Genomic DNA, 11,326 nt, shown 5'->3' on the forward strand with positions numbered 1-11,326 from the left:
CGAGCACCTGCTAGTGAAAGCTATCACAAGCGTCCGGAAGACCGCCTTTACCTGCCGTTTCAAGTAAACGATCTAGGGGTTTCCCGCAGGTGTCCCGCGCAGCGTCTCAGGATTCGGAAAACCCCGTTCCGGGCCGCCGGACTGCGCGCCGGGCAGCACCGAGAGCACCGCCGTGTCGTCACCCGCGGCGGGCGCCGGCGGGTGCGACGGGCGCGGTGCGGCGGGCGGGAACGGGTTCCGCCGGGCCGCGGGCGGCGCCTGGTGCGGAGCCGGCGCGGGCGGCTGCGGGAACGGGGACCGGGGCGCGGCCTGCGGGGGCCGCGCGGACTGGGGCGCGGAGGCCGCGGGCGGGAACGGAGACCGCGGGGCGGCCTGCGGCGGAAGGGGGGCCTGCGGGGCCACAGGGGCCGTGGGAGTCTGGACCGCAGGAGACCCCGCGGCCTGGACCGCGGACCCCTCCTCGCCGCGCGCGGGAGCGGCGTCCGGGCGCGTCCGGCGGCCGGCGGCGTGCGCCCCTCCCCCGCCGCCGCCGTTCCAGCGGGCGCGCAGGCGCGGCAGGGCCACCACCACCAGGCCGCCCACGGCGAGCAGCACGGTCAGCGGGAACAGCACGAGCGGCACGCCCTCGACGGACATCGCCACGACCGCGAAGGCGAACAGGGACGTCCACGCGTACATGATCAGCACGCTGCTGCGGTGCGAGTGGCCGACGTCCAGCAGCCGGTGGTGCAGGTGGCCCCGGTCGGGCGCGAACGGCGAGAGCCCGTTGGAGGTGCGGCGGACCACCGCCATGATCAGGTCCAGCAGCGGCAGCACCAGGATCGCCACCGGCACCAGCAGCGGCAGGATGACCGGGAAGTCGTTGATGCCCGCGGAGTCCAGCGGCGTGATGGTGATCATCGTGGAGGCGAGGACCAAGCCGATCAGCATCGCTCCGGTGTCACCCATGAAGATCTTCGCGGGATGGAAGTTGTGCGGCAGGAAGCCCAGGCACATCCCGATGAGCACCGAGGCCACCGCCGCCGTGACGTTGATGCTCGTGTTGCCGAAGTCCGTGGACAGGACGACGGAGTAGGTCCACGTCGCCATGGCCGCGATGCCGACGATCCCCGCGGCCAGCCCGTCCAGCCCGTCGACGAAGTTGACCGCGTTGATCATGACGACCACGATCATGATCGTGATCAGCGGGCCCAGCGTCGTGGAGTCGAGGATGTAGGCGCCGCCCATGCTGGTGGGCAGCGGCAGCCACGGCAGACTCACCCCGAAGGCGACGAGGATCCCGGCGGCCGCGATCTGCCCGGCGAGCTTGACGAGGGCGTCCATCCCCCACCAGTCGTCCAGGAAGCCGGTCAGCGTGATCAGGCCGCCCGCCAGGATCAGCGCGATGACGATCTGCCCGTCCGCCAGCTTCCCCCCGGCGTACGGCAGGCGGCTGGCGACCAGCAGGCCCGCCACCAGCCCGCCGTACATGGCCAGGCCGCCGAGCCGGGGCGTCGGGATGGTGTGCACGTCCCGGTCGCGGACCTCGGGCATCGCACCGATACGGATGGCGAACACGCGCACCAGCGGGACCAGCAGGTAGGTGACCGCGGCCGCCACCAACGCCATCAGGAGATATTCGCGCACGGACCTAGTGTCCCGGATCGCCCGGCTGATTGTGACCGGAAAACGGCACAGAACGACTCATAATTAGCTGGGATATGCCGGATACGCGGTCGCCAGCTCCCGCACCCGCTCCCTGACCTCTCCCACCGCGTCGGGGGCGCGGACCGTCCGGGCCACCAGCGAGGCGATCTCCTTCATCTCCTCCGTCCCCATGCCCTGCGTGGTCACGCAGGGCGTCCCGACCCGGACCCCGGAGGTCACGGTGGGCGGCTCGGGGTCGTAGGGGATGGCGTTGCGGTTCAGCGTGATGCCGGCGTCCGCGCACCGCTGCTCGGCCACCGCGCCCGAGGGGGCGATGCCCCGCAGGTCCACCAGGGCCAGGTGGTTGTCCGTGCCGCCGGAGACCGGCCGCATGCCCTCGGCCGCCAGCGCGTCCGCCAGCACCCGCGCGTTCTCCACGACCCGCCGCGTGTAGTCGGCGAACTCCGGCCGGAGCGCCTCCCCGAACGCCACCGCCTTGGCCGCGACCGCGTTCATGAGCGGGCCGCCCTGCGTGAACGGGAACACCGCCCGGTCGATCCGGGCGGCCAGCTCCTCGGTGCACATGATCCCTCCGCCGCGCGGGCCGCGCAGCGCCTTGTGCGTGGTGAAGGTGACCACGTCGGCGTACGGCACGGCCGACGGCACGGCCCCTCCCGCCATCAGCCCGACGGTGTGCGCGACGTCGGCGAGCAGCCAGGCGCCCACCTCGTCCGCGATGCCGCGGAAGGCCGCGAAGTCGATCGTCCGCGGGTAGGAGGTGGCGCCGCAGATGATCATCTTCGGCCGGTGCCGGAGCGCCAGATCCCTGACCTCGTCGTAGTCGATCGTCTCGGTGTCCCGGCGCACGCCGTACGCCACGACGTCGAACCACCGGCCGGAGAAGTTGACCCGCGAGCCGTGCGTCAGGTGCCCGCCGTGCGGCAGCGCCATCGCCAGCACGACGTCTCCCGGCCGGAGCAGCGCCGCGTAGGCCGCGAGGTTGGCCGAGGTGCCCGAGTGCGGCTGCACGTTGACGTGCTCGGCGCCGAACAGCCGCCTGGCCCGGTCGATGGCGAGCCGCTCGGCCCGGTCGACGACCTCGCAGCCGCTGTAGTAGCGCCTGCCTGGATAGCCCTCGGCGTACTTGTCCGTGAGGACGGAGCCGAGCGCGGCCAGCACGGCGGGCGAGGCGAAGTTCTCGCTCGCGATGAGCTGGAGGCCGCCGCGCAGCCGCTCCAGCTCGGCGAGGAGGACCTCGGCCATCTCCGGATCCTGCCGGAGCAGGAGACCGTAGTCGGGACCGTAGTAGGGCTCAGAGCTCATCGCCTCACTCCGTTCAGCGGCTCGGGTGCCGGCGACCGGCGGCTCCCCCTGCCGGCCGCGGCGCTGCGCGCCGCCGCCCGGTCGCCGTGCTCCCCGTCCCCTTCCCGGACGTGACCGCCGTGAAGCGTGCCCGCGGGGCGGGGCCCGGCCGGAAAGGCGGCGGCTCACTCCACTGTAAGCGGACGGTCCTCGTTCCCCCACGTCAGGAGGGTGGAGTGTCAGGAGAAGGCATGCGGGGCCCCGGCGCTGACCGGCACCCAGCGGGGTGTGTCGGCGGCCTGGTCGCTGATCGAGGTGAGGATCGCCTGGCGGTACTGGCGGAGGCGGGCCCGCCACTCCGCCAGGTCCTTCACGTAGCGCTCCCCGACGGGGGCGTCCCAGACGTCGCGGCTCCTGCTCATCTGGTACGCCTTGTCGAGCGCGGAGGTCAGCGCCTCCAGCTGGGGCATCACCTCGTTCCACAGCACCACGAGCCGCTGGTAGTCGGGGTTGAACTCCCAGGCCGTGGCGGTGTCCGGGGTGGGCACGCCGGGGCCGCCCGCCGTCGGCGGGGTCTCCCCCGGCTGGAGCGGCACGGGGGCGGGCGGGTCTGCGTACATTCGGCGCCTCCTTACGACCGGGTCTCCACGGGGACTGTCCGCCTGGTCACGCCTGCTTCCCGCCCGGCGGGGGGACGGGCCGGCGCGGGTCCGCGGGGTCCAGCTCTCCGGCGGGACCGTCGGGCCCGACGTCCATGGGCGCCCAGGCGCCCTCGCCCCACGTCTCCCCTTCGGGGACCTGCACGCCGGGCATCTCCAGCGGCTCGACGGCACGCGCGTTCTCGGCGAGCGTCCTGATCGCCTCCAGGTCGGGCAGCTCGACCCGGACCGAGATCACGTCACCCTCGCTCGTCCAGCGCGGCGCGGATCCCCCGGCCGGAGCGTCCGACGTCCCGCCGGATCCCTCCGTCCTGTCGGGGTTGCCCGCCGTGCCGGAGCCGTCCGTCCCGCCGGACCGGCTCCGCTCGTCGGGGCCGCCCGGCGGATCCTGGCCGCGCGACCCGCTGGAGGCGTCCGGCGCCCCGGTGGACCTCCCCTCCGGGTCGCCGCCCGTGCCCGGCGGCTGGACGGTCTGGTCGTCGGCGGGCTCGGCGGTGTCGAGGAGAGGCCCGTCGGGCCGGGCCGACGGCAGCGGCTCGTTGGGCTCGACCTGGCCGGGGCGCGTGTCGGCGCCGTGGGAGACCCCGTCGACGGCCGGCATGTCCACCGGCGGGATCTCCCCGATGTCCTCCAGCAGCGCCTCGATCCGCTCGGCGGACGGCGGGTCGAGCGGGATCTGCAGCACCTTCACCCCGTCCACCTCGACGACCCGCGGTTCGATCCCGCCGTCCCGGTCGATGTCGTCGGGGTGGTCCTTCCCCCGCGTGTCCGGCACCGCCTCCGGGGCCCGGTTCCCGTCCGGCGCGGCGTCGCCGCCCCGCGGGGACCGGTCGTCGCCCTTGGAGTCCGCCTCCGGCTTGCGCTCGGACCCCGTGTCCCGGCCCGTGTCCTGTGCCGTGTCCCGGCCCGTGTCCTGTGCCGTGTCCCGGCCCGTGTCCTGTGCCGTTCCCGGTGCGTCGCGCGTGGGGCCCTCGGTCCGGACCCCGCCGGCGCCGTCCTCCCGTCCGGTGGCGTCGCGCCCCGCGCCGTCCCGGGGGGCCGGGGACGGGTCCGCCCCGGAGCGCTCGCCGTCCCGCGGGCCGCCGTTCTCGGGTACGGCGGGCTTCAGGTCCTCGGCCCGGGGCGTCCCCGCCTCACGGTCCCCTGCGTCCTTCCCGGAACCGTCCGGTGCACGGTCCCCCGTGCCCTGCGGGGTCTCGGGCCGAGGCGTCCGGACCTCCCGGTCCTCGGGGTCCTTCGACGCCTCCTTCCCGGGGGCGTCCGGCTTGCGGTCGTCCGCCTCCTTCGGAGCGTCCCTTCCGGGGGCGTCCGGCTCCTTCCGGTCGTCCTTCCCCGGGGCGTCCGGCTCCTTCCGGTCGTCCTTTTCGGGGGCGTCCGCCTTCCGGTCCTCCCCCGCGGACGTCCCGTTCCTGCGGTCGTCCGCCTTCTCCTCGCCCTTCGGCGCCTCCTCGCCCTTCGGCGTCCCGGCTCCGGGCGCGTCCTTCGCGGACGTCCCCTCCTGCGGCCCGGCGGGCTTCGCACCCGGAGCGGGCGTCGCGTCGCGCTCGATCCTCTTCTCCAGCAGGGCCACCCGGGCGGAGACGTCCTTGACCATGGTGTCGCACTCGTCGGCGATCCGGACGGGGCGGTGGGCGGACTGGGAGGACAGGCCGGCCGCGCTCATCAGCCGGGTGACCCGTCCCTCGGCCGTCCGCATCTGCTCGGCGGCCTGCTTCACCTCGGCCAGCAGGCCTCGGACCAGCTCTGGGTCCATTCCGTCGAACTTGCCCATGGGCGTCTCCCGGGGAGTTGGCGGCCGCATTCACCGTACCGGGGAGAGGCTCCGGCGTCACGGTGATAACCAGCCGGTATCGATCACGGGCCACCGCCTCCGCGCCCGGTCCACCGGTGGTGCCGGGCGGGACCCGTACGCCGTAAGGTGTCTGCAGATTGCCCGGCAATCTGCTCATATACCGGACTCGATGGGGGTCAGCTCGATGCGTCGCGCGCTCCGACTGCTGCTGATAACCGCCGCCGTCGGGATCCTGGTGGGCGCCTGCGGCGCCGGAGCGCTCTACATGTTCCAGACCAGCCTGGACGGCGACATCGTCCGCCTCCCCGACGCGCTGCCCGCCACCGAGGACGACCGGCCCCCGCCGGAGCCCGGCGTCGGGGAGAACTGGCTGCTCGTCGGGACCGACAGCCGCTCCGAGGAGGCGACGACCGGCGAGGACGCGCAGGGGGAGCTCTGGCGGCCGGGGCAGCAGCGCACCGACACGATCATGCTGATCCACCTCTCCGAGGGCCGCAACCGCGTCTGCGTGATCTCCATCCCCCGGGACTCCTGGGTCACCGTCCCGGGAAAGGGCAAGGCGAAGATCAACGCCGCCTTCTCCTGGGGCGGTCCCGCCCTGCTGATCAGGACGGTCGAGAAGCTCACCGGCGTCCGGATCGACCACTACGCCGCGATCGACTTCCAGGGCTTCGCCTCCGCCGTCGACGCGATCGGCGGGGTCGACGTCGACATCGCCGAGACGGTCCACGACCCCTACCGCAAGGTCACCTGGCAGGCCGGCCGCAGGCATCTCGACGGCGAGCAGGCGCTGCTCTTCGTCCGGCAGCGGGCCGGCCTCCCCGGCGGGGACCTCGACCGGATCAAGCGCCAGCAGGCGCTGCTGAACTCCGTCGCCGACAAGGTCCTCAGCGCCGAGACGCTGACCAACCCCGTCAAGGTCAACAACCTGCTCCGCGCCCTGACCAGGTCGTTCAGCGTGGACGCGAAGGTCACCACGGGGATGCTCAGGTCACGGATGATCGACCTGGCCGGCGTCGACTCCCTCGACTACGTCACGATGCCGGTGGAGCGCACCGGCACCAGGAGCGGCCAGAGCGTCGTGCTGCTGGACCTGCCGGAGGTCCGCGCCCTCAGCGCGGCGGTCCAGGACGACCGCGTCGACGACTACGTCAAGGAGCACGACAGCGGCAACGCCGTGGACACGGTGCGGTGATCACGCCGCCCGGGCGCGGCGGCCGGACCTGCCGGACGCCCCCGCCGGCCGGCGCCCCGCCCTCGCAGGGATCCGGCGCTCAGGACCCGGTGCCGGTTTCCGGGTCGGCGTCGGTCGCCACGTAGCCGATCACCTCGCGCAGCTTCTCCACCGGCACGGCCCCGCGGCGCAGCAGCCGGGGCACGGCCGTGGTCAGGTCGAGGATCGTGGACGGCACCGCGTCCGCGCAGGGCCCGCCGTCGAGGTAGACCGAGACCGCCTCGCCCAGCTGCTTCTCGGCCTCCTCCGCCGTGGTCGCGGCCGGCGACCCGGAGCGGTTGGCGCTGGAGACCGCCATCGGGCCGGTGTCCTTGAGCAGGTCGAGGGTGACCGCGTGCAGCGGCATGCGCAGCGCGACGGTGCCCTTGGTCTCGCCCAGATCCCACGACAGGGACCGGTTCACCCGGCAGATCAGGGTGAGCGGACCCGGCCAGAAGGAGTCCACGAGGTCCTGGCCGTACGGCCCGAGGTTCTCCACCAGCGCGTTCGCCGCCCGCACGGTCCCGACGAGGACGGGCACCGGCATCTCGCGGCCGCGCCCCTTGGCCTCCAGCAGCAGGCTCACCGCGGACGGGGTGAAGGCGTCGGCGCCGATGCCGTAGACGGTGTCCGTGGGGATCACCACCAGCTCGCCCCGCCGTACGGCCGACGCCGCGTCGGTCAGGCCCGCGGCCCGCTGCTCGGCGTCGGTGCAGTCATAGCGTCTGCTCACGGCGGTCCATCCTATTCCTGACCGAAACGAGCGGTGACGAAGCGGTCCCTTCGGGTGAGGTCCTGGCGGTTGCGCACGTCGCGCCAGCCGTTCTCCTCGGAGAAGATCAGGAAGACCGGGGTGCCCTGCTCGTCGGCGTGCTCCACCGCGACGAACCCGCCGGGCCGCAGCAGCCGGCGCGCGGTCCGCTCCACCGCCCTGACCTCGTCGAGGCCGTCGTCGCCGGAGCCGTACAGCGCGCGGTACGGGTCGTAGTCGCGCACCTCGGGGTCGCGGGGGATCGCGCCCGGCGGGATGTAGGGCGGGTTGGAGACCACCAGGTCCACCTGCCCGTCCAGCTCGGGAAGGGCGTCGGCCAGGTCCTCCGGGTGCAGGTGGACGCGGCCCTGGCCCTGCTCCAGGATGTTGCGCTTGGCCCACCGGTAGGCGTCCGGGTCGACCTCGACCGCGTGCACCGTGGCCAGCGCGACCTCCTGCGCGATGGAGAGCGCGATCGCGCCGGACCCCGTGCCGAGGTCCACGACGACCGGCGCGGCGACGTCCATCTCGTGCAGCCGCTCGATCGCCCAGCCGGTCATCACCTCGGTCTCCGGGCGGGGCACGAAGACGCCCGGACCGACCTCCAGGGACAGGTAGCGGAAGTAGGCGCGCCCGGTGATGTGCTGCAGCGGCTCGCGGGCCTCGCGCCGGGCGACGCCCTCCCAGAACAGCGCGTCGAAGTCCGCGTCGGCCACGGTGTGCAGCTCGCTGCGCCGTACCCCGTGGACGTGGGCGGCGATCTCCTCGGCGTCGGTGCGCGGCGACGGCACACCTGCCTCGGCGAGCCGGGCGGTGGCGAGGGCGATCTCGTCCAGGAGGAAGGTCATGGCAGGTTCTAGGCGTGGGCGGCGAGCTTCTCCGCCATCTCGGCGTCGAGCAGGGACTGGATGACGGCCGACAGGTCCCCGTCCAGCACCTGGTCGAGGTTGTAGGCCTTGAACCCGGTGCGGTGGTCGGAGATGCGGTTCTCCGGGAAGTTGTAGGTGCGGATGCGCTCGGAGCGGTCGACCGTGCGGATCTGGGACTTGCGCTCGGCCATCGCCGCGGCGTTGGCCTCCTCCTCCGCCAGGGCCTGCAGGCGCGCCCGCAGGATGCGCAGGGCCGACTCCTTGTTCTGGAGCTGGCTCTTCTCGTTCTGGCAGGAGACGACCACGCCGGTCGGCAGGTGGGTGATGCGCACCGCGGAGTCGGTGGTGTTGACGCTCTGGCCGCCGGGGCCGCTGGAGCGGTAGACGTCGATGCGCAGGTCGTTGGGGTCGATCTGGACGTCGACCTCCTCGGCCTCCGGGTAGACCAGGACGCCCGCGGCGCTGGTGTGGATGCGGCCCTGCGACTCGGTGACCGGCACACGCTGCACGCGGTGCACGCCGCCCTCGAACTTGAGCTTCGACCACACGCCGTCGTCGCCCCTGGCCTTCACCGCGACCGTGACGTCCTTGTAGCCGCCCAGGTCGGAGGGGGTGGCGTCGATGATCTCGGTCTTCCAGCCGACCCGTTCGGCGTAGCGGAGGTACATCCGCAGGAGGTCGCCGGCGAACAGCGCCGACTCCTCGCCGCCCTCGCCCGCCTTGATCTCCATGATGATGTCCTTGTCATCGTTGGGATCGCGCGGGATGAGCAGGTGGCGGAGCTTCTCCTCCAGCTCGGGGATCCTCGCCTCGAGCTCCTTGGCCTCCTCGGCGAAGGACTCGTCCTCCGGCGCCAGTTCCTTGGCGGTGGCCAGGTCGCTCCGGGCGCCCTCGAGCTCCCGGTAGGTGGCGATGACCGGGGTCAGCTCGGCATAGCGCCTGCCGAACGTGCGCGCCTGCGTCGGGTTGGCGTGCACGGTGGGGTCGGCGAGCTTGAGTTCCAGCTCGGCGTACTCACTGAGCAGCTCGTCGAGGTTCACCGTACGTCCTTCTCGTCGTCGGAAGCCTGGAAGCCTGCCTCTTCACCACGAACGCCGACCCGGGCGCGCTCCCCGAGGGCGGGGAGCGGTTCCGAGCCGGCGTGCGGGAGGTGGGCTACTTGCCCGCGGCCCTCTTGCCGAAGCGCTTCTCGAAGCGCGCGACCCGGCCGCCGGTGTCCAGGATCTTCTGCTTGCCCGTGTAGAACGGGTGGCAGGCCGAGCACACGTCGGCGTGGATCGCGCCGTTCTTGGCGGTGCTGCGGGTGGTGAAGGAGTTGCCGCAGGTGCAGGTCACCTGAGTGGTGACGTACTCCGGGTGGATGTCGGGCTTCATTGCTGTGTCCTCTCCAGGGCGCGGTCGCCGGGTCGCCGGGGCCGCCTCGCGGGCGCGGGCGGGCCACACTGTGATGCGAGCAGGCGGGAACCGGAACCGCTGCGGTTCGGCTACCAGTGTGCCAGATCCTTCAACCATCCCAGGCCACCGGACATTCCCGCCGCCCGGCACGGGAGCGCGCGGGACGGCGGCCCCGGACGGGGACGCGGGCGCCGTGCGGGGGTCCCGGGGCCACGGGGCCACGGGGCCACGGGACGCCCGCGGGACGGGCCCGGGACGGCGGGACGCCCCGGCCCCCGCTGCCGGGGTCCGGGGCGTCCTGCGGGACTCCTCCGCGCGGCCGTACCGTCCGTACGGCCGCCGCGGGCCGTCAGTCGCGGTCGGAGCTGACGGTCGTCTTCTGCACCTGGAGCAGGAACTCCGCGTTGGACTTGGTCTCCTTCATCTTCTCCAGGAGGAGCTCCAGAGCCTGCTGCATGTCCAGGGCGTGCAGCACCCGCCGCAGCTTCCAGACGATGTTCAGCTCGTCCTTCGACATGAGGATCTCCTCCTTGCGGGTGCCGGACGCGTCGACGTCCACCGCGGGGAAGATCCGCTTGTCGGCGAGGGAGCGGTTGAGCTTGAGCTCCATGTTGCCGGTGCCCTTGAACTCCTCGAAGATGACCTCGTCCATCTTCGAGCCGGTCTCCACCAGCGCCGTGGCGAGGATCGTCAGCGAGCCGCCGTTCTCGATGTTGCGGGCGGCGCCGAAGAAGCGCTTCGGCGGGTAGAGCGCGGTGGAGTCGACACCGCCGGACAGGATCCTTCCCGAGGCCGGGGCCGCGAGGTTGTAGGCCCGGCCCAGACGGGTGATCGAGTCGAGCAGCACGACGACGTCGTGGCCCAGCTCCACCAGCCGCTTGGCGCGCTCGATGGCGAGCTCGGCGACCGTGGTGTGGTCCTCGGCCGGGCGGTCGAAGGTCGAGTGGATGACCTCGCCCTTCACCGACCGCTGCATGTCGGTGACCTCCTCCGGACGCTCGTCGACGAGGACGACCATCAGGTGGCACTCGGGGTTGTTCCGGGTGATCGCGTTGGCGATCGCCTGGAGCACCATCGTCTTTCCGGCCTTGGGCGGGGAGACGATGAGGCCGCGCTGGCCCTTGCCGATCGGGGAGACCAGGTCGATGATCCGGGTCGTCAGGACGTTCGGCTCGCTCTCCAGGCGCAGGCGCTCCTGCGGGTACAGCGGCGTGAGCTTGTTGAAGTCGGGCCGCTGGCGGGCCTGCTCCGGGTCCATGCCGTTGACCGTGTCGAGGCGGACGAGCGCGTTGAACTTCTCGCGCCGCTCGCCCTCGCGCGGCTGGCGGACCGCGCCGGTGACGACGTCGCCCTTGCGCAGGCCGTTGCGGCGGATCTGGGCCAGGGAGACGTAGACGTCGTTGGCGCCGGGCAGGTAGCCGCTGGTGCGCACGAACGCGTAGTTGTCGAGGATGTCCAGGATGCCGGCGATGGGGATCAGGACGTCGTCCTCGCCGACCACGGGCTCGCCGCCCTCGAAGCGGTCGCGCCCGCGGCGGTTGCGCTCCCGGAAGCGGCCGCGCCGGCCGCGGCGCTCGTCGTCCTGCTCGGCGCCGTGCTGCTGCTCGGCGCGGCCCTGCTGGCCGCGACCCTGCTGTTCGGCGCGGCCCTGTCCGGCCTCGGCGGCCCGCTGCTCGGCGCCGCCCTCGCCGCGCTCGCCCCGCTCGCGGCGGCCCTCGC

10 protein-coding genes are annotated in these 11,326 nt (G+C 73.0%); 1 reads left to right on the top strand and 9 read right to left on the bottom strand.

Annotated elements, in window-relative coordinates:
* Positions 1 to 72: 72 nt before the first annotated feature.
* The 4 genes from ABD823_RS02090 to ABD823_RS02105 form a co-directional block, all read right to left on the bottom strand.
* Entirely contained in the window at positions 73 to 1,626 is a 1,554-nt protein-coding gene (locus ABD823_RS02090; protein ID WP_344855244.1) for a glycosyltransferase family 4 protein, read from the bottom strand.
* A 63-nt stretch (positions 1,627 to 1,689) separates the two neighbouring features.
* The gene (locus ABD823_RS02095; protein WP_344855246.1) at positions 1,690 to 2,949 is read right to left on the bottom strand and encodes a serine hydroxymethyltransferase; all 1,260 of its coding nucleotides are present in this window, start codon (positions 2,947 to 2,949) and stop codon (positions 1,690 to 1,692) included.
* A gap of 218 nt (positions 2,950 to 3,167) precedes the next feature.
* Positions 3,168 to 3,548 carry a hypothetical protein gene (locus ABD823_RS02100; protein ID WP_344855248.1) on the bottom strand — a complete coding sequence of 127 codons (381 nt, stop codon included), beginning with the start codon at positions 3,546 to 3,548 and terminating at the stop codon, positions 3,168 to 3,170.
* Positions 3,549 to 3,594: 46 nt separating this feature from the next.
* Positions 3,595 to 5,358: a hypothetical protein gene (locus tag ABD823_RS02105; RefSeq protein ID WP_344855250.1), complete on the bottom strand. Its 1,764-nt coding sequence runs from the start codon at positions 5,356 to 5,358 to the stop codon at positions 3,595 to 3,597.
* Positions 5,359 to 5,548: 190 nt separating this feature from the next.
* On the opposite strand from ABD823_RS02105, the gene ABD823_RS02110 reads away from it, so the two are divergent.
* The gene (locus tag ABD823_RS02110; protein ID WP_344855252.1) at positions 5,549 to 6,574 is read left to right on the top strand and encodes an LCP family protein; all 1,026 of its coding nucleotides are present in this window, start codon (positions 5,549 to 5,551) and stop codon (positions 6,572 to 6,574) included.
* 79 nt (positions 6,575 to 6,653) lie between these two features.
* On the opposite strand, the gene ABD823_RS02115 is transcribed toward ABD823_RS02110, so the two are convergent.
* From ABD823_RS02115 to rho, 5 genes are all read right to left on the bottom strand, one after another.
* Positions 6,654 to 7,325 (bottom strand): L-threonylcarbamoyladenylate synthase, encoded by a 672-nt coding sequence (locus ABD823_RS02115; protein WP_344855254.1) that lies wholly within the window; start codon positions 7,323 to 7,325, stop codon positions 6,654 to 6,656.
* 11 nt (positions 7,326 to 7,336) lie between these two features.
* Positions 7,337 to 8,191 (bottom strand): peptide chain release factor N(5)-glutamine methyltransferase, encoded by an 855-nt coding sequence (gene prmC, locus ABD823_RS02120; RefSeq protein ID WP_344855256.1) that lies wholly within the window; start codon positions 8,189 to 8,191, stop codon positions 7,337 to 7,339.
* A gap of 8 nt (positions 8,192 to 8,199) precedes the next feature.
* Positions 8,200 to 9,252 carry a peptide chain release factor 1 gene (gene prfA, locus ABD823_RS02125; protein ID WP_344855259.1) on the bottom strand — a complete coding sequence of 351 codons (1,053 nt, stop codon included), beginning with the start codon at positions 9,250 to 9,252 and terminating at the stop codon, positions 8,200 to 8,202.
* Between the two features lie 115 nt (positions 9,253 to 9,367).
* Complete coding sequence (gene rpmE, locus ABD823_RS02130; RefSeq protein ID WP_344855261.1) at positions 9,368 to 9,586, bottom strand: 50S ribosomal protein L31; 219 nt, start codon at positions 9,584 to 9,586, stop codon at positions 9,368 to 9,370.
* Positions 9,587 to 9,956: 370 nt separating this feature from the next.
* The coding region (gene rho, locus ABD823_RS02135) for a transcription termination factor Rho (protein ID WP_344855263.1) at positions 9,957 to 11,326 on the bottom strand (1,370 nt) is incomplete at its 5' end.

The organism is Planomonospora alba (assembly GCF_039534085.1).
In the GTDB taxonomy this organism is placed as follows: Bacteria; Actinomycetota; Actinomycetes; order Streptosporangiales; family Streptosporangiaceae; genus Planomonospora_B; species Planomonospora_B alba.

What these genes read in the sequence shown, in the direction of transcription:
- ABD823_RS02095 (WP_344855246.1), bottom strand. Translation starts at nt 2,949, where the DNA reads ATGAGCTCTGAGCCCTACTACGGTCCCGACTACGGTCTCCTGCTCCGG.
- ABD823_RS02100 (WP_344855248.1), bottom strand. Translation starts at nt 3,548, where the DNA reads ATGTACGCAGACCCGCCCGCCCCCGTGCCGCTCCAGCCGGGGGAGACC.
- ABD823_RS02105 (WP_344855250.1), bottom strand. Translation starts at nt 5,358, where the DNA reads ATGGGCAAGTTCGACGGAATGGACCCAGAGCTGGTCCGAGGCCTGCTG.
- ABD823_RS02110 (WP_344855252.1), top strand. Translation starts at nt 5,549, where the DNA reads ATGGGGGTCAGCTCGATGCGTCGCGCGCTCCGACTGCTGCTGATAACC.
- prmC (WP_344855256.1), bottom strand. Translation starts at nt 8,191, where the DNA reads ATGACCTTCCTCCTGGACGAGATCGCCCTCGCCACCGCCCGGCTCGCC.
- rpmE (WP_344855261.1), bottom strand. Translation starts at nt 9,586, where the DNA reads ATGAAGCCCGACATCCACCCGGAGTACGTCACCACTCAGGTGACCTGC.